The organism is Yokenella regensburgei ATCC 49455, assembly GCF_000735455.1.
Taxonomy (GTDB): Bacteria; Pseudomonadota; Gammaproteobacteria; order Enterobacterales; family Enterobacteriaceae; genus Yokenella; species Yokenella regensburgei.
Genome location: NZ_JMPS01000037.1, coordinates 1 through 21,654 on the forward strand (window position 1 = coordinate 1; position 21,654 = coordinate 21,654).

The window sequence follows — 21,654 nt, forward strand, 5'->3', positions numbered from 1 at the left end:
TGCATCCGGGAGGATTACTCGGCTGCGCCTCACCCTTCGGGCCGTTGCCTACGCAACGTTATCTTCCCTGGTGCTATCGGTTATACCGTAGACCATGAAACAACAGCGCTACTGTTATCTCGGAGAAGATGGTGCATCCGGGAGGATTCGAACCTCCGACCGCTCGGTTCGTAGCCGAGTACTCTATCCAGCTGAGCTACGGATGCAAAATGGCGGTGAGGCGGGGATTCGAACCCCGGATGCAGCTTTTGACCGCATACTCCCTTAGCAGGGGAGCGCCTTCAGCCTCTCGGCCACCTCACCACACGCCTCTTACGAGTGCTTCGAAGAACTTGTTTAAGCTCATCGTCGCTGCGTGGCGCACATATTACTTTCTGGGACTTATAAGTCAAACAATTTTTCCGAACCTTTTATCGTTTGCACACTTCACGCGCAATTAGCCTGCAAAAACGGCAAAAAGGGTGTTTTATCAACAGGCAAACGGCTTCAGCACTGAAGCAGAGAAGTCACAAGCAAGGGGGAAAAGTGAAAAACAAAGGGGGGTGCTGCGAAAGATGGCGCCTCACCGCAGCGGGTGAGACGCGGGAACCTTAGTAACTGGACTGCTGGGATTTTTCAGCCTGGATACGCTGGTAGATTTCTTCACGATGGACAGAGACTTCTTTAGGTGCGTTTACGCCGATGCGTACCTGGTTACCCTTCACCCCTAAAACTGTCACAGTGACCTCATCTCCAATCATGAGGGTCTCACCAACTCGACGAGTCAGAATCAGCATTCTTTGCTCCTTGAAAGATTAAAAGAGTCGGGTCTCTCTGTATCCCGGCATTATCCATCATATAACGCCAAAAAGTAAGCGATGACAAACACGTAAACGCGTAAGCAGTCACGGCATCACATTCTGTTAAACGTAAGTTTAGCCGATATACACAATTTCAACCTGACTTTATCGTTAGCATTACCGCATTGCAAAACGCCGTAACCCGGGGGTTATGGCGTCTGCAGGCGTTTATAGTTATTACAGTTTTGCGCTTACCCAGTCTTTTACACTGGCCAGTGCAGCAGGAAGTGCAGAGGCGTCAGTACCACCGGCCTGAGCCATGTCCGGACGTCCGCCACCTTTGCCGCCCACCTGTTGGGCGACCATACCAATCAGCTCCCCTGCTTTCACACGGTCAGTCACATCTTTCGACACACCAGCAATCAGAGAAACCTTACCTTCAGCCGCAGTGCCCAGTACCACAATGGTAGAACCGAGCTGATTTTTTAGATCGTCAACCATGGTACGCAGCATCTTCGGCTCAACGCCACTCAGCTCGCTCACCAGCAGCTTCACGCCGTTGATATCGATAGCTTTACTGGAGAGGTTTGCACTCTCCTGCGCTGCAGCCTGGTCTTTCATCTGCTGCAGCTCTTTTTCCAGCTGACGGCTGCGGTCCATGACGGCACGCACTTTGTCAGCCAGGTTATGGCTGTCGCCCTTCAGCAGCTGTGCGACTTCACTCAGCAGCTCGCTGTCTGCATGTACGTTCGCCATCGCACCTTCGCCGGTAACGGCTTCAATACGACGAACGCCTGCAGCAGTACCAGATTCGGAAGTGATGCGGAACAGGCCGATATCACCGGTACGGCTGGCGTGAGTACCGCCGCACAGCTCGGTGGAGAAGTCACCCATACTCAGTACGCGCACGTGGTCATCATACTTCTCGCCGAACAGCGCCATCGCGCCCTTCGCCTTCGCCGCTTCCAGATCCATAACCTTGGTTTCGATAGGCAGGTTGCGACGGATCTGGGCATTGACCAGATCTTCAACCGCACGGATCTCTTCCGGCTTCATGGCTTCGAAATGGGAGAAATCAAAGCGCAGCGCTTTATCATTCACCAGCGAGCCTTTCTGTGCCACATGCGTGCCCAGAACCTGGCGCAGCGCGGCATGCATCAAGTGCGTCGCAGAGTGGTTGAGGCGAATACGCGCACGACGCGCTTCATCAACGTCAGCCTGCACCGCGTCACCCACCTTCAGCGAACCGGTAGCCAGTTTCCCGAGGTGACCAATCGCCTGGCCGTATTTCTGCGTGTCGGTTACGGTGAATGCAAAGCCCGCGCCTTTCAGCTCGCCTTTGTCGCCCACCTGACCGCCAGATTCCGCATAGAACGGCGTTTGATCCAGTACGACAACCGCTTCCTGGCCCGCATTGACGCTATCAACCGCTTTGCCGTCGATAAACAGCGCTGTCACTTTGCCGTTCAGTTCCAGGTTATCGTAGCCTTTAAATTCAGAGGCTTCATCCACGCGGATCATCGCGTTGTAGTCAGCGCCAAAACCGCTGGACTCGCGCGCACGGCGGCGCTGCTCTTCCATCGCGGCTTCAAAGCCAGCTTCGTCAACTTTGATGTTACGCTCGCGGCAAACGTCGGCGGTTAAATCCACCGGGAAGCCGTAGGTGTCGTACAGACGGAAAGCGGTTTCACCATCCAGCGTGTCGCCAGAAAGTTTTGCCAGCTCTTCGTCGAGCAGCGCCAGACCACGCTCAAGCGTACGAGCAAACTGCTCTTCTTCGGTTTTCAGCACCTGCTCAACCTGCGCCTGCTGACGTTTCAGTTCTTCGCCTGCAGCACCCATGACGTCAACCAGCGGACCAACCAGCTTGTAGAAGAAGGTGTCTTTCGCGCCCAGCATGTTGCCATGGCGAATGGCGCGACGAATGATGCGACGCAGCACGTAGCCACGGCTTTCGTTGGATGGCATCACGCCGTCGGCAATCAGGAACGCACAGGAGCGGATATGGTCGGCGATAACGCGCAGCGACTTATTGCTGAGATCGGTCGCACCGGTCACCTTCGCTACCGCCTGAATCAGGGTGCGGAACAGATCGATGTCGTAGTTGGAGTTAACGTGCTGCAGTACCGCGGCGATACGCTCAAGGCCCATACCGGTATCCACGGAAGGCTTAGGCAGCGGTTCCATGGTGCCGTCGGCCTGACGGTTAAACTGCATGAAGACGATATTCCAGATCTCAATGTAGCGATCGCCGTCTTCTTCCGGGCTTCCCGGAGGGCCACCCCAGATGTGGTCACCGTGATCGAAGAAGATCTCGGTGCACGGACCGCACGGACCGGTGTCGCCCATCTGCCAGAAGTTATCAGAAGCATACGGCGCGCCTTTGTTGTCGCCGATGCGGATAATACGCTCACGCGGAACGCCGACTTCATTCGCCCAAATTTCAAAGGCTTCGTCGTCGGTTTCGTAGACGGTCACCCACAGCTTATCTTTCGGCAGGTTGAACCAGTTTTCACCGGTTAACAGTTCCCACGCGTAGTTGATAGCATCGTGTTTGAAGTAGTCGCCGAAGCTGAAGTTACCCAGCATTTCGAAGAAGGTGTGGTGACGCGCGGTGTAGCCGACGTTTTCCAGGTCGTTGTGTTTACCACCCGCACGAACGCAACGCTGCGCGGTAGTCGCGCGAGAATAATTACGTTTGTCGAGACCAAGGAATACATCCTTGAACTGGTTCATCCCGGCGTTGGTAAACAGCAGGGTCGGGTCGTTATTCGGCACCAGGGAGCTGCTGGCAACTACCTGATGTCCCTTGCTATGGAAAAAATCGAGAAACGCCTGACGGATCTCAGCGGTGCTCTTGCTCATAATTATCCTGAAATCAAGCTAACGAATTGTCGCAGGTGGCGAGTGACGATTTATAACCGTGTCGGCTACCTGACGGAAAAAGTGGGAATAAGATAAGTTTTCTTTAAAGGGAAGTAAAATCCCCGATGGGGTCAATCTGTAAAATTTCGCCAGATCTCCTGGATATCTTCCATCAGATACCCACGATAAAGTAAAAAACGCTGCACTTTCACTTTGTCCGCGAAGGCGGTCGGCAGCGGCTCGCCATATTTACGCAGCGCTTGTTCACGAGCAATATCCACCCAATCAATTTCGCATTCGCGCATCGCTAACTCGCTCATTTCGCGAGAGATACCTTTCTGATTCAGCTCCTGACGGATACGCGCCGGGCCATAACCTTTGCGGCTACGGCTTTGAATAAACTGGCGAACAAAGCGGGAGTCGTCGAGATAATGGTTCTCCGCACACCATGCGATAACTTTTTCGACATCTTCCGGCAAGGCGTCAACGACTTGCGGACCATTCTTAGTCATCACCGGAGCCGCAAGTTTGCGCCGTAGCTCCTGCTCGCTGTGATCGCGCATCGCCAGAATACGGATGGCGCGATCCAGTAATCGGGCGTAGGCGGAGCGGCGTGGGGACGTTTCAGACATAAAAAACCTGCAGATAAAAAAACAAAAGGGCTGCATCAGCAGCCCTTTCCGGTTAGCACAACATTAGCAGAAATCGTCGTTATCAGAAATCTTCGTTGGTTTCTTCAACGTCGGCGCTATCAACAACGAAATCCGGAGTTGAGTTCTGGTTGCTGAGCAGCAGCTCGCGAACCTTCTTCTCGATCTCTTTCGCTGCAGCCGGGTTCTCTTTCAGCCAGTTAATCGCGTTTGCTTTACCCTGACCAATTTTGTCGCCGTTGTAGCTATACCAGGCACCCGCTTTTTCGATCAGTTTTTCTTTCACGCCGAGGTCAACCAGCTCGCCGAAGAAGTTGATACCTTCGCCGTAGAGGATCTGGAATTCAGCCTGTTTGAACGGTGCTGCGATTTTGTTCTTCACCACTTTCACGCGGGTTTCGCTGCCGACCACGTTGTCGCCCTCTTTCACCGCGCCAATACGACGAATATCAAGACGAACGGAAGCGTAGAATTTCAGCGCGTTACCACCGGTGGTGGTTTCCGGGTTACCAAACATAACGCCAATCTTCATACGGATCTGGTTGATGAAGATAAGCAGTGTGTTGGACTGCTTCAGGTTACCCGCGAGCTTACGCATCGCCTGGCTCATCATACGTGCCGCGAGGCCCATATGAGAGTCACCGATTTCGCCTTCGATTTCCGCTTTCGGCGTCAGGGCCGCAACGGAGTCGACAACGATAACGTCAACCGCACCGGAACGCGCCAGAGCGTCACAGATTTCCAGCGCCTGCTCACCGGTGTCCGGCTGGGAACACAGCAGGTTGTCGATATCAACGCCCAGTTTGCGGGCATAAACCGGATCCAGCGCGTGTTCAGCATCGATGAACGCACAGGTTTTACCTTCGCGCTGTGCCGCGGCAATCACCTGCAGCGTCAGCGTGGTTTTACCGGACGATTCCGGTCCGTAGATCTCGACGATACGACCCATTGGCAGGCCGCCTGCACCAAGCGCGATATCCAGAGAAAGTGAACCCGTGGAGATCGTTTCTACGTCCATAGAACGGTCTTCACCCAGGCGCATGATGGAGCCCTTACCGAATTGCTTTTCGATCTGGCCCAGTGCTGCCGCCAACGCTTTCTGTTTGTTTTCGTCGATAGCCATTATTACTCCTGTCATGCCGGGTGTTACCGGTTAAATTCTGTGTCGATGCAGCAATTATACTGTATGGTCATACAGTATCAAGTATTTTGTAGAAATTGTTGCCAGAGGGTTTGCAGGGCATAGGCGGTGGCCTGACGGCGCACGGATTCGCGGTCGCCAATGAAGCATTCACAGGCGGTAATACCCTGCCCGTTCGCGCTGGCAAAACCGAACCAGACGGTGCCGACGGGTTTTTCCGCGCTGCCGCCGTCAGGCCCGGCGATGCCGCTTACGGAAACCGCGTAGGTGGCACGAGCCGCGCGCAACGCGCCGATTGCCATTTCAACCACCACCGGTTCACTAACGGCACCGTGCTGTTCGAGCGTCACACCGCGCACGCCAATCATCTGCTCTTTCGCTTCGTTACTGTAGGTGACAAAACCGCGTTCAAACCACGCCGAACTGCCGGCAACGTCGGTAATGGCTTTCGCTATCCAGCCGCCGGTACAGGACTCTGCGGTCGTCATTGTGGCGCCACGCGCCAGTAACGCCTGCCCCACCAGCTCGCTCAGTTGCATCAATTCAGGATCGGACATTTGCCACTCCGTTCAATCAGTAAAGAGGTGCATCAAGATACCACTTTCCCTCAGAAGATGGGGACGACATCACGATTTTACGAGGGCGATTCAGAAAAAACGAAAAACGCCCCGGCGGCTGCCAGGGCGGGAGGGTTATTTCATGCTGTTAGCAATGAGCTCAACGTTATGGCGCAGCATTTTCACGTAGCTATCCGCTACGCCGCCGGGTTTAGAAAGCGCTTCCGGATACAGCTCACCGCCAGGCGCTGCCCCGGTTGCGGAAGCAATCTGTTTCACCAGACGCGGATCGAGCTGATTTTCCATAAACCAGGTATGAATGTGGTCCGTCTTCATCTGATCGATAAGTGCCGCAACGTCCGCCGCGCTGGCTTCGCTTTCGGAAGACAACCCCTGCGGCGCCAGGAAAGTCACGTCATACGCCCGGCCAAAATATCCGAAGGCATCATGGCTGGTCAGCACTTTGCGCTTCGCTTCCGGGATATTACTGAAGCGGCTTTTCGCCCAGCTATCAATCTTCTTAAGTTCAACAATATACTGCGTGCCGCGTGCCGTAATTGCCGCTTCGTCCTGAGGGTCGGCTTTAACCAGCCCGTCCATAATATTTCTGGCATACAGTGCACCGTTAGCCGCGCTATTCCAGGCGTGGGGATCGGTCACGGTTTTGCCATCTTCATTAAGCGCATGCGTCTGCACCCCCTGAGAGGCCACCACGAGCTGTCCTTTGAAGCCGGAAGCCTTCACCAGCCTGTCGAGCCAGCCTTCAAGCCCCAGTCCGTTCACCACCACCACGTCAGCCTTGCCCAGCATCGCGCTGTCCTTTGGCGAAGGCTCATAGGTATGCGGGTCACCATCCGGCCCCACCAGGGTAGTGACATTGACGTTATCGCCACCCACCTGTTTCGCCATATCCCCCAGCACCGAGAAGCTGGCAACCACGTTCAGTGTTTTCGCCATCGCCCCCTGCGCCATCACGCTCAATGCCAGCGCCAGAGCAATCCCCATACGTTTCGTCATCGTTTTCCCCTTAAAAGAACGCCCGCAGACTGACGGCCAGCCTGCTGCGTGTGCCAAAAAACACTGAAATGAAAAAGAAAATACTGGCAGTCAGTACAATCGCTGGCCCTGCCGGTAGGCTTGCCGACCACGACAGGCTGAGCCCCATCCAGGCGCAGAACGCCCCGCTCAGCGACGAGAGCAGCAGCAGCCCCGGCAGCGTGTGCGTCCAGCACCGGGCCGCCACGGCGGGCAGCATCATGACCCCCACCGCCATCAGGGTGCCGAGCACCTGGAACCCAGCCACCAGGTTCAGCACCAGCAGTGCCAGAAACAATCCGTGGATAAGCGCAGGCAGACGCGGCGCATTCACCTGCAGCCAGGCGCTGTCAAACGCCTCGCTGACCAACGCCCGGTAGAAAATCGCCATGCACAACAAAGTAATAGTGGCAACGCCTGCTACAAACAGCGCCGCATCGCGGTCAACCGCCAGAATGGAGCCAAACAGCAGATGCAGCAGATCGACGCTTGAGCCACGAAGCGATACCAGGGTAACGCCAAGCGCCAGCGATCCGAGATAAAACCCGGCAAAGCTGGCGTCTTCTTTCAAGGGTGTCCGACGGCTGACCCAGCCTGCCACCAGCGCCACGGCGATCCCGGCAACGAATCCACCGAGCGTCATCGCCATCAACGACATCCCGTTCAGCAGATACCCCACCGCCACGCCGGGTAAAATGGCATGCGACAGCGCATCCCCCATCAGGCTCATGCGCCGCAGCAGCAAAAATGCGCCCAGCATGGTGGTACTGACCGACAGCGCGAGACACACCACCAGCGCACGGCGCATGAAGCCGTATTCGATAAACGGCTGGAAAAAGAGATGCCAGATCATGCCGCCCCCGCCGAGGTAAATGCCGCGAGCACGGTCGCGGTGTTATCCCAGTGACACCCTTCCTGCCCGAGCCACAGCGTTTCCGGGAAATGGCGCGCTACCCGCTGGTTATCATGCAGCACCGCCAGCACGGTTTGCCCCTGACGATGCATATCGAGGATCAGCGACATCAGCACGCGCGAGGTGGCTTCATCCACCCCGGTGAAGGGTTCATCGAGCATCACCAGCGGAGCCTGCTGCACCATCACGCGGGCAAAGAGCATGCGCTGAAACTGGCCACCGGAGAGCGATTCGATCGGTGTTTTGCCAAGCTCAGCCAGCCCCACTCTTTCCAGCGCCGCATCGATGCGTTTGCGGACATCGCCACGCAGGCCCCGCAGCAGCGATACGCGCGGCCAGGCGCCCTGGCTTACCACATCATGAACGGTCAGTGGAAACTGTGATTCCAGCGAATGCCGCTGCGCCAGCCAGCCGACTACCGGACGCGATATTGCCCAGCTCAGCGTGCCGCTCACCGGCGGCAGAAACCCCGCCAGCGTTTTCAGCAGCGTAGATTTCCCGCAGCCGTTTAGGCCCACAATGGCCGTCAGGCTACCGGTTTCAATAACGCCGCTTAGCGCAGGGGTGATAGCGCGACCGTCGTAGCCCGCCACCAGGTTATCGAGCGTAATCATGGTAGCGATACCGCCCAGAAAATGGCGAGCCACAGCAGCAACAGCAACAACACAGCAAAGGCGAGCCTGGCGAGACCAGAGGAAGTAAACAGGGAAAATGACATCGGAAACCCTCAAATACGTTATAACATAACAGTATCGGGATAATCAGAAAATGTAAATCAATGTCAGGCGGGGAGAATGCGACGAAATGTTTCAGAAGCCCTTCCCACCGTGCAGGAAGGGCTGAGGAGCTTACTGGAAGCGCGCCTGAGAAACAGCAAGACCCAGTTGCCACACGGCCATCGCGTAGTGAGTGCTATGGTTGTAGCGGGTGATGGTGTAGAAGTTCGGCAGACCGTACCAGTATTCGTAACCGGTACCGATATCAAGACGCAGCAGGCTCGCCTGCTGATGGTTGCCCAGCGGCTGGGTCGGCGATAAGCCGACGGCGGCAAGCTGCGCTACGTTGTAGTTAGTTTTAAAACCGTTCTCCAGCCCCGGCGCCTGACCCATTGCCTTCACGGCCACCTGATCGCCCTTCACCCAGCCGTGCTGTTTGAAGTAGTTCGCGACGCTACCAATAGCATCTACCGGATCCCACAGGTTGATATGACCATCGCCGTTGAAGTCGACGGCATATTGCTTATACGAGGAAGGCATAAACTGACCGTAACCCATTGCCCCGGCGAATGACCCTTTCAGATCCAGCGGATCGTCCTGCTCGTCGCGCGCCATCAGCAGGAAGGTTTCCAGCTCGCCGGAGAAATATTCCGCACGACGCGGATAGTTGAAGGAGAGCGTCGCCAGCGCATCGAGAATACGGGTTTTACCCATCACGCGTCCCCAGCGGGTTTCCACGCCGATAATCCCGACGATAATTTCCGGCGGCACGCCATAGACCTGCCACGCACGGTTCAGCGCATCTTCATATTGATTCCAGAACGCCACGCCATTTTGCAGGTTGTCCGGCGTAATGAACTGCTTACGGTAACGCAGCCACGCGCCGTTCGGCCCGGTCGGTACCTGGGCTGTCGGCGCTTGTCGGTCCATCAGGCGCAGCACGTAGTCGAGGCGTTTTGCCTGCGAGAGGATTTCATGCAGCTGCTGGCGGTCAAAGCCATGTTTGCTGACCATCTTATCGATGAACTGCTCGGCCGCCGCGTTATTGGCAAAATCACCGCCCGTCATGGTGACGTTGTGCTGTGGTTCAAGCAGGAAACCACCGGAAGGCGTATTCGCCGTCTCCGGCGTGGCGGTTTTTGGTTTGCTGCTGCAGGCAGCCAGCAGGACAGCAAGAGGGAGTAAAGCCAGATAACGACGCTTGAACATGTGACTTCCATATTAAACAAATTCGGCAAGGGCAAGTATGGTAAAGCATCCGCTGGTCGACAAGGAAGTAGCAGACTGACCTGCGCCGCAAATTCTCACCATTTCTCGAAACTCTGCGCTGGAATGCTCTATCATGGCGCCCATCTCACGACAATGCCTTTACCCTTCGCGGAGAACCCTATGAGTCAATTCTTACTGAATGCCGGCCGTCAGGCCCTGTTACTAGAACTTCAGGAAGCCAGCCGTCTGCCGGATAGTCTCGATGAGCGCTTTGTCCGCGCCGCAGAAACCATTATTAACTGCAAAGGCAAACTGATTGTTTCTGGTATTGGCAAGTCCGGTCATATCGGTAAAAAACTCGCCGCTACCTTCGCCAGCACCGGCACTCCGGCCTTTTTTGTTCACCCTGCCGAAGCCCTGCACGGCGATCTGGGGATGATTGAGAGCCGCGACGTCATGCTGTTCATCTCCTATTCCGGCAGTGCGAAAGAGTTGGATCTGATTATCCCTCGACTGGAGGAGCGCGGCGTGGCGCTGCTGGCAATGACCGGCAAACCGCAGTCAACGCTGGCGCTGGCCGCGACCGCGACGCTTGATATTTCGGTCGAGCGCGAAGCCTGCCCAATGCATCTGGCCCCAACCTCCAGCACCGTAAATACCCTGATGCTCGGCGACGCGCTGGCGATGGCGGTGATGCAGGCGCGTGGCTTTAACGAAGAAGACTTTGCCCGTTCGCACCCGGCTGGCGCGCTGGGCGCACGACTGTTGAATAAAGTCCATCACCTGATGCGTCGCGACGGCGACGTGCCGCAGGTACAGCTTGAAGCGAGCGTGATGGACGCCATGCTGGAACTGAGCCGTACCGGCCTCGGCCTGGTGGCGGTCTGTAACGCAGAAGGCGGCGTAGAAGGCGTGTTCACCGACGGCGACCTGCGGCGCTGGCTGGTCGGCGGCGGCACACTGAACGATATCGTCGCCCCGGCCATGACCCGCGGTGGCGTAACGCTACAGGCGCAGGAACGCGCCATTGAAGCGAAAGAGATTCTGATGCGTCACAAGATCAGCGCCGCACCGGTCGTCGACGAAGCGGGCAAACTGACCGGCGCGATTAACCTGCAAAACTTCTATCAGGCGGGCATTCTCTAACCCTTCATCCCCAGACGTTTCGCCAGCCGGTGCAGGTTGGCGACGTCCATCTCAAGCGCCCGGGCGGCAGTCGCCCATTTGTGCTGAGCCTGCTCCAGCGCCCGGGCGATAGTCTCGCGCTGAAATGCCTCGGTGGCTTCGCGAAGGTTACGGGTGTCCGGCGCGACTTCCACTGCCGGCGCCTCTACCATTACCTCTTCGCCGGTCTGGAAATGCTGCGCCTGCAGCACCACGTCATCTCCCGAGCGCGCCGCCCGCGCCAGCACCACCGCACGATGAATCGCATGCTCAAGCTCACGCACGTTCCCCGGCCAGTGCCAGGCCAGCAATTTTGCCCGCGCGCCGGCGCTCAGGAGCACCTGAGAAAGCCCCAGCCGCAGCCGGCACTGTTCGCAGAAATAGCCCGCCAGCAGCAGGACATCATCGCCACGTTCACGCAGCGGCGGCACGGAAAGCGGGAAAACGCTCAACCGGTGGAACAGGTCGGCACGAAAACGCCCCGCCAGGACCTCTTCGCGCAAATCGCGGTTGGTCGCCGCCAGCACCCGGACATCCACCCGCAGGCTGCTGTCGTCCCCCACCCGCTGAATGTCGCCATACTGCAATACGCGCAGCAGCTTGGCCTGTAACGCCAGCGACAGCTCGCCGATTTCATCAAGAAACAGCGTACCGTTGTCCGCCATCTCAAACTTACCGCTGCGGTGGCTGATAGCGCCGGTGAAGGCCCCCTTAACGTGACCAAACAGCTCGCTTTCAGCAACGCTCTCCGGCAGTGCCGCACAGTTGAGATACACCAGCGGATTAGCCGCCCGCGGTGAACCTTCGTGAATGGCCTTCGCCACCAGCTCTTTACCGGTACCGGTCTCTCCGCTAATCAGCACGTTGAGATCGGAGGCCGCCACGATGTCTATCTCCTTTTTCAACTGCAGCATACGCTCGGAAAGGCCGATCATCTCTTGCCCCGAGGGAATACTGTCGCGGGTGGTGGCGTCCGGTAGCACGTTCTGGTTCTCAAGCCGGGCAATCAGCAGCGCATTATTCAGCGCCCCCGACACCAGCGCGGCAATCAACCGCAATTCTTCGTCGCTGAAGCTGTCGAACTGATCTGCCGACATACCATCGAGCGTTAAGGCGCCAATCAGGTTTTGGCCCGCAAACAGCGGTAGCCCCAGGCAGGCGTGTACTTTCAGGCTTTCATGGCCTGGGATCAGACCATCGTAGGGATCCGGTAACGAGCTGTCTGCCGGGAAGCGCACCACATCCCCGGCGCGGGCAATTGCCTCAAGGCGTGGATGCCCTTCGAGGGTGAAACGTCGCCCGAGGACATCTTTCGCCAGACCATCAATCGCCAGGGGCACAAACTGATGCGCCTCATAGCGCAGCAGCGCCGAGGCATCGCAGCCCAGCACCTCGCGTAGAGTGGTGATAAGCCGTGCAAAGCGGTCCTGATGACCAATATCGCTTTGCAAATCAATGGCAATTTTTGCCAGCACTTCTACAGAAAAACTCATTACCGCCTCGCTGTCATTTTGACAATTTATATTGTCATATTGACGAAGATATTCATAGTCACTTTGACATCGATAAAAATCAGCAAAACAAAAAAATCATTTAAAATCAATAAACTAAAAAGTTGGCACGCAACTTGATAATAGCCAGATATCTTTTTTCAAACACCGTATAAATGATATTGAGGTTGTTATGGCGATTCATGTAAAAAATAACATTCACTGGGTTGGACAGCGTGACTGGGAAGTCCGTGATTTTCATGGTACCGAGTACAAAACGCTCCGGGGCAGCAGCTATAACAGCTATTTGATTCGCGAAGAAAAAAACGTACTGATCGATACCGTCGATCACAAATTCAGCCGTGATTTTGTGCAGAACCTGCGTGCCGAAATCGACCTGGCCGATATCGACTACATCATTATCAACCACGCCGAAGAGGATCACGCCGGGGCGCTGACTGAACTGATGTCCTGTATTCCGGACACGCCGATTTACTGCACTGCCAACGCCATTGATTCTATCAACGGTCACCACCATCACCCGGAGTGGAATTTCAACGTGGTGAAAACCGGCGACAGTCTGGATATTGGCAACGGCAAATCGCTGATTTTCGTAGAAACGCCGATGCTGCACTGGCCGGACAGCATGATGACCTACATGACCGGCGACGCGGTGCTGTTCAGTAACGACGCTTTCGGTCAGCACTACTGCGACGAACACCTGTTCAACGATGAAGTTGACCAAATCGAACTGTACGAGCAATGTCTGCGTTACTACGCCAATATCCTGACGCCGTTCAGCCGCCTGGTAACGCCAAAAATCACCGAGATCCTCGGCTTCAACCTGCCGGTAGAGATGATTGCTACCTCCCATGGCGTGGTATGGCGCGATAATCCAACGCAGATTGTCGAGCAGTACCTGAAGTGGGCGGCGGATTACCAGGAAGACAGGATCACCATTTTCTACGACACCATGTCGAACAACACCCGGATGATGGCCGATGCGATTGCCCAGGGGATCAACGAAGTCGATCCTCGTGTGGCGGTGAAAATCTTTAACGTCGCCCGTAGCGATAAAAACGAAATCCTCACTAACGTCTTCCGCTCCAAAGGCGTACTGGTTGGGACCTCAACCATGAACAACGTGATGATGCCGAAAATCGCCGGACTGGTAGAAGAGATAACCGGCCTGCGTTTTCGCAATAAACACGCCAGCGCCTTTGGCTCCCACGGCTGGAGCGGCGGCGCGGTTGACCGTCTCTCCACCCGTCTGCAGGATGCCGGTTTAGAGATGTCGCTGAGCCTGAAAGCAAAATGGCGCCCGGACCTCGACGCGCTGGAACTGTGCCGCGAACATGGCCGCGAAATTGCCCGCCAGTGGGCGCTTACTCCACTTCCTGTGGCTGAGCGTACTGAATCTCAGGCAGCCGCAGACACCGCCTGCGCGACGGCAGCAGCGGCAGATCTCGGGCCAATGATGCAGTGCAGCGTTTGCCAGTGGATCTACGATCCAGCAAAAGGCGAGCCAAATCAGGGCGTTCAGCCGGGTACACCGTGGAGCGATGTGCCGGATAATTTCCTGTGTCCGGAATGCTCTCTCGGCAAAGAGGTCTTCGACGTCCTGGCCACGGAGGCAAAATGAAACATGGCATTATGATAATTGGTTCGGGCTTCGCCGCCCGCCAGTTAGTCAAAAACATCCGCAAGCAGGATACCGTCGTCCCCATCACCCTGGTCGCTGCCGACAGCATGGATGAGTACAACAAACCGGATATCAGTCACGTTATCAGCCGTGGACTCAGCGCAGACGAACTGACCTTACAAACCGCCGGTGAGTTTGCCGAGCAGTATAACCTGCGCCTGTTTCCGCAGACCTGGGTGACAGAAATTGACGCCGACGCGCACTGGGTTAAAAGCCGGGATAAACAGTGGCACTTCGACAAACTGGTCCTGGCGACCGGCGCCGCACCGTTCATTCCGAACGTACCCGGCCGCGAGCTGATGGTCACGCTCAACAGCCAGCAGGAGTACGGGGCATCGCAAAGCCACCTGCGTGATGCACAAAGGGTGCTGATTGTCGGCGGTGGGCTGATTGGCTGCGAGCTGGCGATGGATTTTAGCCGTGCAGGCAAAGCGGTGACCGTCGTGGATAACTCCGCTTCGGTGCTGGCCTCCCTGATGCCGCCGGAGGCAAGCAGCCGCCTGCAGCATCGTCTGACCGACATGGGCGTTCATCTGCTGTTGAAAAGCCAGCTATCAGGTCTTGAGAAAACCGCCGGCGGCGTTCGCGTCATGCTCGACCGGGAGCGGGTTATTGAAGTGGATGCCGTCGTTGCCGCAGCGGGTCTAATCCCGGAAACCGCCCTCGCTCGCCGGGCAGGGCTAAAAACCCAACGTGGGATCGAGGTGAACGAGACGATGCAAACCAGTCACCCGGATATTTATGCCCTCGGTGACTGTGCAGAAATCAACGGCATGGTGCTACCGTTCCTGCAGCCGATTTTACTCAGCGCGATGACGCTTGCCAAAAACCTGCTGGGACAAAACGGTGGGCTGAAGCTTCCACCGATGCTGGTGAAAGTGAAAACCCCGGACGTGCCGCTGCACCTGGCGGGTGACACCCGCCGCGCCGATCTCACCTGGAATATCGTCTGCAACGGACAGGGGATGGTCGCGAAAGGGGTCGACGCAGAAGACAAACTGCGCGCCTTCGTGGTCAGCGAAGACCATATGAAAGACGCGTTTGCACTGCTGAAAAACTTATCAGCGTAACGGTGAGTATTAACCCTCCAGCCACTTAATCGCAGCACATGGATGTGTCGCTTGCATGTCGACTTACCGACATTTTAGCCCCTATGTCCGGGGCTTTTTTTGTTTCCTGAGTATCTGTAAGAAGCTGGCAACCCAGACTTAAACATGGAATGCGATTCTCTTCCCACCGGGTAAGGTCACATCAATACGCAGCTCCCCCCCCAGGGCAGACACGTAGCGTTTGAGAGTAGAAAGTCTCGGGTCGTTGCCAGGCTGCTCGATTTTCGCAAGCGTCGGCTGCTTAACACCCATGGCTGCTGCAAGTTGAGTTTGCGACAAATTTAATTCTTCACGCAGCTGCGTCAATGCCACGATCTGGCGCATTTCCTCAACTTTCTCAGTCACGCGCTGCTGATCCTCAGGACTCTGCTGCGCCATCAGCGCTTTTAAAGTAGACATATGACTTCCTTACTTTACCAGGTGCTTACTGAATTCGTTATCAGCTAACCTAATCATTTCTTTGTAAAAACGTCGCTCATTGACCCCTCTTTTACTACCGGCACAAAGCACTACCGCTTTGCGTCCAGGGTCAAATGCAAAGAATGCTCTCACCGGATTACCGGCATGCTGTATACGAAGCTCTTTCATATTGGCGTAGTTTGACTCATTAACCGTATCGACATAAGGGCGACCCAGTTGTGGACCAAATTCTTCCAGAAGATGCATCGCAGCCAGCATATCAATTTTTAAAGCTTGTGTTTGCACCATAAACCATTCATCAAACAAATCCGTTGTTTCAACATCCCACATCCGCGATCCCTCATAGCTTATTTGCTATAAATCATATTATAGCCTATTTACTATAATATCAATGCCACCACGCGATACCTGCTCAAATCATCATAAATCCGGAACAACTCGAAAAATCACGGCCTGTTTTAATCCAGGAGCCTGCCCTATTCTGGCTGTGAATTAACCACCCGGAGAGAAAAAATGACGACGCTTACTCACGACCTGCGCTACTTTGCTCAGTACTTTACGTCGGTTCGTCATGCTGAGAACCCGGGGAAATTTAGCTGGTTATATCTTTCCCCGCAGGAGCGCATGGAGCGGCTTGAAGAGCTGCTGTCTCCGCTCAGCAAAGACTCGCTTTCCCGCCACTAGCGGGCTTTTCCGGCGGTACATCGCCGCCGGATGCTCCATGCTCAGATCTTGTTGCCATCTACCGACAGCGCATCGTAGCCGCGCCAGCGATAGTTCACCACCGACAACAACCAGCACGCCACGAACAGCGCGACCACCACAAAGCCGGCATTGCCGAGGTTGTTGTTAAGAAATGCCACCCCACGCCACAGCCCGCCGTCGAGGGAAAACTTGTCGGCAAACAGCCCCAGCGCTTCCAGGCCGCCGATAAACAGCGCCACGACGACCGAAGTACCGGTAATGGTCATGTTGTAATAAAGCTTGCGCTGAGGCTTGTTGAACGCCCAGCCATAGGCACCGACCATCAGCACATTGTCGAGGGTATCGATAAGCGCCATACCGCTGGCAAACAGCGCCGGGAACACCATGATTGACCAGATGGACATCCCGTGGGAGGCTCCGGCCGCGGAAATACCCAGCACCCCGATTTCTGTCGCGGTGTCAAACCCCAGCCCGAATAAGAAACCCACCAGATACATATGCCAGCTCTTACCCACCAGGCGGAACGTACGGCCAAACAGCCAGCTCATGCTCCCTCCGGTGAAGGCGGCATCGGCGTCCACTTTCTTGCCGCGCTTCAGTGCCTGAAAACTACGCCAGACGCTGCGTAAAATCACCAGATTAACCAGCGCCATGGCGAGTAAAAACAACGCCGATACCGCCGTTCCGATGACGCTGCCGGTATCATGAAACCACGCCATGTTTTTCTGAAATGCCGTCGCGGTGGCGGCAATCGCTACGGTTGCCAGCACCACAATCGTCGAATGACCCAGCGAAAACCACGCCCCTACGCCGCAGGGACGACGACCCTGCTGCATCATTTTTCGCGTAACGGTATCGATCGCCGCAATATGATCGGCATCGACCGCGTGGCGCAGACCATAGCCCCACGCCAGTACGCTCGCCGCCATCAGCGCCCCGCTATGCGCAAACTGCTGCCAGGCCAGCGCCCATACCAGCAGGTTCACCAGAGCTAAAACCAGCACCAGTACCGCCGCCCGTGGCTGCTGGCGTAAGATTCGTAAGAACATCGTGTCTACCTCAATGTACTAATCGGGCGGCGGCAATCACCGCCTGACCGAAGGAGATTGCTCCATCGCCAGCAGGCAGCAGGCGTGGGAACAGAAGAGTAAAGTCGCAGAGCCAGGTGCGAAGTCTGGCGGTCAGCAACCGGTTGTGCATCACGCCACCGCTGAACGCCAGTGTCTGAATGCCATGCGCCAGCGCCTGCTCGCGCATCATCATCGCCAGCCCCTGCGCCAGTGCATCATGGAACGCCCATGCTTTTTGATCTGCCGGTGCCTGCCAGTGCAGCCAGCTCTGCCAGAAAGAAGCCAGGCATAGCTCGCCGTTGCGATACGGCAACCGCAGCGGGTGATCGACGCTTGCACACTGCATCGCCAGCGCTTCGAGGCGACAGGCCGCCTCCCCTTCATAGCTCTGCGTATCGGGGGCGCAGCCCGTCGCGTAAGCAACTGCATCAAACAACCGCCCGCAGGACGACGCCAGCGGTGAGTTAATGCCCCGTGCGACGGCGTTGGCCAGCGGCGGCCAGTTATGCTGATGCAGCACGGCAAGCTCCGGCTCCTGCTGCCAGTAAGGGATAAACGCCAGGCATTGTGCCAGCAGGTTACGCCATGGTTGTCGCGCCGCCAGTTCACCACCCGGTAGCGCCACCGCGGGCAGGCCCCCCAGACGCTGGCAGTCGCGATAGTTCACCCGCAGACACTCACCGCCCCACAGCGCACCGTCTTCTCCCATACCGATGCCGTCGAGCGTCAGTGCGATAACGTCACCGCCGTCGAGCGGCCACTGATGCTCCGCCAGGCAGGCCGCCGCATGGGCATGGTGATGCAGCACGGTCTGCTGCGGTAAACCAAGCGACGCCGCCCACCGTGTAGAGCGGAAACCAGGATGGGCATCAACCACCACCTGCTGCGGGGTAAAATCGTAGATGCGCTGCATTAGCGCCAGCGCCTGCCGCCACTGCTGCTCAACGCCGTCGTCATCCACATCGCCAAAGTGCTGGCTCAACACCGCCTGCTCGCCGCGCACCAGGCAGAAAGTATTTTTCATATCCGCACCAAGGCACAGCAGCGGCGGCACATCGTGAAACCCCGGCGGCAGCGGCAGCGCGTCCGGCACAAAGCCACGGGCGCGGCGCAGCATTTCGCCGCTGGCGCGCATCACCGAGTCATCCATCCGCTGGACGATATCGCGGTTATGCAGCAAATAGCCGTCGGCGATCTCCGCAAGGCTCGCCAGCGCCTCCTCATTGCTGATGGCCGGCGGTTTACCGCTCAAGTTACCGGAGGTCATCACCAGCGGACGCGCCAGTGCCTGCATCAGTAAATGCTGGACAGGGTTGGCGGGCAGCATCACGCCGACTTCACGTAGCCCCGGGGCGATATCCGGGCTTAAACCCTCAATCAGCGATTTATCAACCAGCACAATCGGGGCGGCAGGAGTCGTAAGACACTGGCGAGCGCTGAGCGGTAGACCGCTGGCATCAGAGGTCATCACCGCCAGCGGTTTCGCCGGGCGATGTTTGCGCAGGCGGAGCAGGGCTACCGCCTCATCGTTTCCGGCATCGCAGGCAAGATGAAAACCGCCAATGGCTTTGATGGCAACAATGCCACCCGCAGCAAGCATGGCAATAGCCGCCTGCAGCGCCGCCTCACCCGCCAGAGACTGCCCGGACGATCGCCAGGAGAGCATTGGCCCGCAGGCTTCACAGGCTACCGGCTGCGCATGAAAACGCCGGTCTGCCGGGTTGCGGTACTCCGCTTCACATGCCGCGCATAACGGGAATGCCGCCATCACCGTGAACGGTCGGTCATAGGGCATGGAATTGATGATGGTAAAGCGCGGCCCGCAATGGGTGCAGTTGATAAACGGGTAACGGTAACGGCGCTCGGCGGGCGTGTTCATTTCGGAAAGACACGCCGGACAGGTGGCGGCATCGGGCACAATCTGGGTGGACATGCTCCCGGCACCGCTTTCACGAATCGTGAAATCATCCGGTATCTGCGACCAGTCAAACGCGCTCATGGTGACGCTTTCGATACTCGCCAGCGGCGGGCAACGATCGTGCAGCTGGGCGACAAAATCCCCTTCACCGCCCACCAGCCTGACCAGCACGCCGGAGCCATCGTTACAGACATCCCCCACCCGTCCCAGCTGATGGGCAAGCTGCCAGACAAAGGGGCGGAATCCCACCCCCTGTACTTTGCCGCGAATACGCAGCGCGGTTCCGTAATGGCTCATGCAGGACATTAGAATGGCATGGTCATGGCAGGATCCAGCGCCGTACGACGGCGTTTTTCCGCGCTGAGCTTATCCAGCGTACCGCGGTCGATGCACACCAGCGCATGGGTTGGACACACGCTGATGCAGGCCGGGCCCTCTTTATGCTGGTGGCAAAGATCGCATTTGTTAGCTTCCGCCTTGTCAGCCATCACGCTCAGCCCGCTGCCGCTATTGCGGATAACCGGGCGCACCACCACCTCCATCGCTCCGTACGGACAGGCCACAACGCAGGTTTTGCAACCGATGCAGCGCTCCTGCATCACGTGCACAAAACCAAACTCACGTTTAATGGCCCCGTTCGGGCAGACGTTGGCGCAGGGAGCATCTTCACACTGGCGACAGGCGGTGGCGGTAGAGACGTTAACGCCTTTAATCACGTGAATACGGGGCAGAAAGTTACGCGGCGTCAGCGCGGCGCAATCCTGATTCTCCTGATGAGAGACCACGCAGGCCACTTCGCAGGTGCGGCAGCCAATGCACTTGCTCGCATCAGCAATGATGAAACGGTTCATCGGTTTCTCCAGCAATGTCAGTTAGTTGACCAGAGAATGCATAATCCACGCCACTTCTGTAGTGACATGATTATTAAAGACTAATTCTATAATTAAAGGGAAATCGACCTGTCATCGTCACAAATGACGATGACAGGTGACGAGCTCAGGGATACGGGTGACGAAGCACGGACTCACGCAGGATGAGCTCTCCCTGAAACGCCTGCTGCTGCTTAAAATCACCGCCATCAAGCATGAATATCAGCCGGTTGATGGTCTCTTTAATCATCTCAGTCACCGGGATCCGCACGCTGGAGAGCGCGGGAAGGGTGTAAGGCGCGAGAGCGATATCATCAAAACCAAACACTGAAACCTGCTGCGGGACACTGATACCCTGCTGCTGCAGCTGTCTGATGGCACCGATCGCCATGTCATCGTTGCTGGCCACCAGCGCGCTGAATTCAGCGTCACGGGCCAGCAGTGTATCCACCGCAGCGGCGCCGGTGGCGGGAGTCCACTTCCCCTGCGCAATCAGCGCATCACGCAGCGGGATCCCGTGCGCCGTTAGCGCATCTTTATAGCCTGAAAGGCGTTCCACGCCGGTAGGGGAATCCAGTGAACCGGTGATAAACGCAATGTCGCGATGTCCGAGCGCAATGAGCTGCTCGACCGCCGCCCGGCTGGTGGCTTTATGATCGCAGAACACGCTGTGGCTGCTGTTACGTCGCAGACGGCGGTTCAGCACCATAATCGGCTGACTGTGGTTCTGGACGATGTCGTCCATCTCATCGACGCTGAGGAAACGCGGATAAATCACAATAGCGTCGCAGCGCAGATCGAGCAGATACTGAATCGCCTCCCGCTCTTCCTGCGCGCTGTGTTTACCATCGGCGAGGATCAAACGACGCCCCTGATCTTCGGTCATTCGCGCAGCGTGAAACAAAAGCTCGCTGAAATAGGTGCCGTGATACAGGGTGTTGGTCACCACCAGACCCAGGGTCTGAGATTTCTGCGTCGCCAGGTTGCGCGCCAGCAAGTTGGGGCGATAGCCGCTCTCTTCGATGGCCTTAAAAACGCGATCTTTGGTTTCCTGGCTGACGTAACCGTTGCCGGACAGCACTCGTGAAACCGTGGCCTTCGACACTCCTGCGCGCTTTGCCACTTCCAGCATCGTTGCCATATTGTAATACCGTATCAATGAGTTGCTGGCAGTGTACTTCAGCCGCTGCGCTTTTTCAGCACCAGGAACCGCCAGGCGATCTCAATCACAAAAATAAAAAATGACCAAAAAGTGATCTTGTTTGGAATCGTGAAACTATTCATGATTTTGTGGAACCGGTTTCCTATACACCCTACACGACGATAAAACAGGACCACAATC

20 protein-coding genes and 2 tRNA genes are annotated in these 21,654 nt (G+C 56.7%); 4 read left to right on the forward strand and 18 right to left on the reverse strand.

Going from position 1 to position 21,654, the window contains the following annotated elements:
* Nucleotides 1-129: 129 nt before the first annotated feature.
* The 11 genes from GYRE_RS10860 to mltB form a co-directional block, all read right to left on the reverse strand.
* Nucleotides 130-206: transfer RNA gene (locus GYRE_RS10860), tRNA-Arg, on the reverse strand.
* Between the two features lie 4 nt (nucleotides 207-210).
* Nucleotides 211-303, reverse strand: a tRNA-Ser gene (locus GYRE_RS10865).
* Nucleotides 304-590: 287 nt separating this feature from the next.
* A complete protein-coding gene (csrA, locus tag GYRE_RS10870) occupies nucleotides 591-776 on the reverse strand; it encodes a carbon storage regulator CsrA (protein ID WP_000906486.1) in 186 nt (61 codons plus the stop codon).
* A gap of 240 nt (nucleotides 777-1,016) precedes the next feature.
* Complete coding sequence (alaS, locus tag GYRE_RS10875; protein WP_006818583.1) at nucleotides 1,017-3,644, reverse strand: alanine--tRNA ligase; 2,628 nt, start codon at nucleotides 3,642-3,644, stop codon at nucleotides 1,017-1,019.
* 131 nt (nucleotides 3,645-3,775) lie between these two features.
* Complete coding sequence (gene recX, locus GYRE_RS10880) at nucleotides 3,776-4,276, reverse strand: recombination regulator RecX (RefSeq protein ID WP_038255217.1); 501 nt, start codon at nucleotides 4,274-4,276, stop codon at nucleotides 3,776-3,778.
* An 82-nt stretch (nucleotides 4,277-4,358) separates the two neighbouring features.
* Nucleotides 4,359-5,417 (reverse strand): recombinase RecA, encoded by a 1,059-nt coding sequence (gene recA / locus GYRE_RS10885; protein ID WP_038255219.1) that lies wholly within the window; start codon nucleotides 5,415-5,417, stop codon nucleotides 4,359-4,361.
* A gap of 77 nt (nucleotides 5,418-5,494) precedes the next feature.
* On the reverse strand, nucleotides 5,495-5,992 hold the full coding sequence (gene pncC / locus GYRE_RS10890) for a nicotinamide-nucleotide amidase (RefSeq protein ID WP_038255220.1): 498 nt from the start codon (nucleotides 5,990-5,992) through the stop codon (nucleotides 5,495-5,497).
* A gap of 135 nt (nucleotides 5,993-6,127) precedes the next feature.
* On the reverse strand, nucleotides 6,128-7,009 hold the full coding sequence (locus tag GYRE_RS10895; protein ID WP_038255222.1) for a metal ABC transporter substrate-binding protein: 882 nt from the start codon (nucleotides 7,007-7,009) through the stop codon (nucleotides 6,128-6,130).
* 10 nt (nucleotides 7,010-7,019) lie between these two features.
* Nucleotides 7,020-7,880 carry a metal ABC transporter permease gene (locus GYRE_RS10900; protein ID WP_006818578.1) on the reverse strand — a complete coding sequence of 287 codons (861 nt, stop codon included), beginning with the start codon at nucleotides 7,878-7,880 and terminating at the stop codon, nucleotides 7,020-7,022.
* Nucleotides 7,877-8,554, reverse strand: a complete 678-nt coding sequence (locus GYRE_RS10905; RefSeq protein WP_038255268.1) for a metal ABC transporter ATP-binding protein — start codon at nucleotides 8,552-8,554, stop codon at nucleotides 7,877-7,879. The genes GYRE_RS10900 and GYRE_RS10905 overlap by 4 nt, the downstream gene beginning before the upstream one ends.
* A gap of 234 nt (nucleotides 8,555-8,788) precedes the next feature.
* Nucleotides 8,789-9,865 carry a lytic murein transglycosylase B gene (mltB, locus tag GYRE_RS10910; protein WP_006818576.1) on the reverse strand — a complete coding sequence of 359 codons (1,077 nt, stop codon included), beginning with the start codon at nucleotides 9,863-9,865 and terminating at the stop codon, nucleotides 8,789-8,791.
* A gap of 180 nt (nucleotides 9,866-10,045) precedes the next feature.
* Here mltB and gutQ point away from each other — a divergent pair, with 180 nt between their 5' ends.
* Nucleotides 10,046-11,011: an arabinose-5-phosphate isomerase GutQ gene (gutQ, locus tag GYRE_RS10915; RefSeq protein ID WP_038255224.1), complete on the forward strand. Its 966-nt coding sequence runs from the start codon at nucleotides 10,046-10,048 to the stop codon at nucleotides 11,009-11,011.
* Here the strand turns inward: gutQ and norR are convergent.
* Nucleotides 11,008-12,522, reverse strand: coding sequence for a nitric oxide reductase transcriptional regulator NorR (gene norR, locus GYRE_RS10920; RefSeq protein ID WP_006818574.1), 1,515 nt, complete (start codon nucleotides 12,520-12,522; stop codon nucleotides 11,008-11,010). The genes gutQ and norR overlap by 4 nt on opposite strands.
* 190 nt (nucleotides 12,523-12,712) lie before the next feature.
* On the opposite strand from norR, the gene norV reads away from it, so the two are divergent.
* Nucleotides 12,713-14,161 (forward strand): anaerobic nitric oxide reductase flavorubredoxin, encoded by a 1,449-nt coding sequence (gene norV, locus GYRE_RS10925; RefSeq protein WP_038255226.1) that lies wholly within the window; start codon nucleotides 12,713-12,715, stop codon nucleotides 14,159-14,161.
* The gene (gene norW, locus GYRE_RS10930) at nucleotides 14,158-15,291 is read left to right on the forward strand and encodes an NADH:flavorubredoxin reductase NorW (RefSeq protein ID WP_038255228.1); all 1,134 of its coding nucleotides are present in this window, start codon (nucleotides 14,158-14,160) and stop codon (nucleotides 15,289-15,291) included. The genes norV and norW overlap by 4 nt, the downstream gene beginning before the upstream one ends.
* 138 nt (nucleotides 15,292-15,429) lie before the next feature.
* Here norW and GYRE_RS10935 read toward each other — a convergent pair whose 3' ends face one another.
* A complete protein-coding gene (locus GYRE_RS10935; RefSeq protein ID WP_038255230.1) occupies nucleotides 15,430-15,729 on the reverse strand; it encodes a helix-turn-helix domain-containing protein in 300 nt (99 codons plus the stop codon).
* Nucleotides 15,730-15,738: 9 nt separating this feature from the next.
* A complete protein-coding gene (locus GYRE_RS10940) occupies nucleotides 15,739-16,080 on the reverse strand; it encodes a type II toxin-antitoxin system RelE/ParE family toxin (RefSeq protein ID WP_038255232.1) in 342 nt (113 codons plus the stop codon).
* A gap of 183 nt (nucleotides 16,081-16,263) precedes the next feature.
* On the opposite strand from GYRE_RS10940, the gene GYRE_RS24725 reads away from it, so the two are divergent.
* Nucleotides 16,264-16,434: a hypothetical protein gene (locus GYRE_RS24725; RefSeq protein WP_167829698.1), complete on the forward strand. Its 171-nt coding sequence runs from the start codon at nucleotides 16,264-16,266 to the stop codon at nucleotides 16,432-16,434.
* 41 nt (nucleotides 16,435-16,475) lie between these two features.
* Here GYRE_RS24725 and GYRE_RS10945 read toward each other — a convergent pair whose 3' ends face one another.
* The 4 genes from GYRE_RS10945 to GYRE_RS10960 form a co-directional block, all read right to left on the reverse strand.
* Nucleotides 16,476-17,504: a HoxN/HupN/NixA family nickel/cobalt transporter gene (locus GYRE_RS10945; protein ID WP_038255234.1), complete on the reverse strand. Its 1,029-nt coding sequence runs from the start codon at nucleotides 17,502-17,504 to the stop codon at nucleotides 16,476-16,478.
* A 10-nt stretch (nucleotides 17,505-17,514) separates the two neighbouring features.
* Complete coding sequence (gene hypF, locus GYRE_RS10950) at nucleotides 17,515-19,740, reverse strand: carbamoyltransferase HypF (RefSeq protein WP_146748689.1); 2,226 nt, start codon at nucleotides 19,738-19,740, stop codon at nucleotides 17,515-17,517.
* Between the two features lie 8 nt (nucleotides 19,741-19,748).
* Entirely contained in the window at nucleotides 19,749-20,294 is a 546-nt protein-coding gene (hydN, locus tag GYRE_RS10955) for an electron transport protein HydN (protein WP_006818566.1), read from the reverse strand.
* Between the two features lie 145 nt (nucleotides 20,295-20,439).
* Nucleotides 20,440-21,453, reverse strand: a complete 1,014-nt coding sequence (locus GYRE_RS10960) for a LacI family DNA-binding transcriptional regulator (protein ID WP_038255237.1) — start codon at nucleotides 21,451-21,453, stop codon at nucleotides 20,440-20,442.
* Nucleotides 21,454-21,654 lie beyond the last annotated feature (201 nt).

Coding starts and splice junctions, on each gene's coding strand:
- norV (WP_038255226.1), top strand. CDS start 12,713: ATGGCGATTCATGTAAAAAATAACATTCACTGGGTTGGACAGCGTGAC.
- hypF (WP_146748689.1), bottom strand. CDS start 19,740: ATGAGCCATTACGGAACCGCGCTGCGTATTCGCGGCAAAGTACAGGGG.
- GYRE_RS24725 (WP_167829698.1), top strand. CDS start 16,264: ATGACGACGCTTACTCACGACCTGCGCTACTTTGCTCAGTACTTTACG.
- GYRE_RS10960 (WP_038255237.1), bottom strand. CDS start 21,453: ATGGCAACGATGCTGGAAGTGGCAAAGCGCGCAGGAGTGTCGAAGGCC.
- alaS (WP_006818583.1), bottom strand. CDS start 3,644: ATGAGCAAGAGCACCGCTGAGATCCGTCAGGCGTTTCTCGATTTTTTC.
- hydN (WP_006818566.1), bottom strand. CDS start 20,294: ATGAACCGTTTCATCATTGCTGATGCGAGCAAGTGCATTGGCTGCCGC.
- GYRE_RS10935 (WP_038255230.1), bottom strand. CDS start 15,729: ATGTCTACTTTAAAAGCGCTGATGGCGCAGCAGAGTCCTGAGGATCAG.
- pncC (WP_038255220.1), bottom strand. CDS start 5,992: ATGTCCGATCCTGAATTGATGCAACTGAGCGAGCTGGTGGGGCAGGCG.
- GYRE_RS10945 (WP_038255234.1), bottom strand. CDS start 17,504: ATGTTCTTACGAATCTTACGCCAGCAGCCACGGGCGGCGGTACTGGTG.
- GYRE_RS10940 (WP_038255232.1), bottom strand. CDS start 16,080: ATGTGGGATGTTGAAACAACGGATTTGTTTGATGAATGGTTTATGGTG.
- recX (WP_038255217.1), bottom strand. CDS start 4,276: ATGTCTGAAACGTCCCCACGCCGCTCCGCCTACGCCCGATTACTGGAT.
- csrA (WP_000906486.1), bottom strand. CDS start 776: ATGCTGATTCTGACTCGTCGAGTTGGTGAGACCCTCATGATTGGAGAT.
- norR (WP_006818574.1), bottom strand. CDS start 12,522: ATGAGTTTTTCTGTAGAAGTGCTGGCAAAAATTGCCATTGATTTGCAA.
- recA (WP_038255219.1), bottom strand. CDS start 5,417: ATGGCTATCGACGAAAACAAACAGAAAGCGTTGGCGGCAGCACTGGGC.
- norW (WP_038255228.1), top strand. CDS start 14,158: ATGAAACATGGCATTATGATAATTGGTTCGGGCTTCGCCGCCCGCCAG.
- GYRE_RS10905 (WP_038255268.1), bottom strand. CDS start 8,554: ATGATTACGCTCGATAACCTGGTGGCGGGCTACGACGGTCGCGCTATC.
- mltB (WP_006818576.1), bottom strand. CDS start 9,865: ATGTTCAAGCGTCGTTATCTGGCTTTACTCCCTCTTGCTGTCCTGCTG.
- GYRE_RS10900 (WP_006818578.1), bottom strand. CDS start 7,880: ATGATCTGGCATCTCTTTTTCCAGCCGTTTATCGAATACGGCTTCATG.
- GYRE_RS10895 (WP_038255222.1), bottom strand. CDS start 7,009: ATGACGAAACGTATGGGGATTGCTCTGGCGCTGGCATTGAGCGTGATG.
- gutQ (WP_038255224.1), top strand. CDS start 10,046: ATGAGTCAATTCTTACTGAATGCCGGCCGTCAGGCCCTGTTACTAGAA.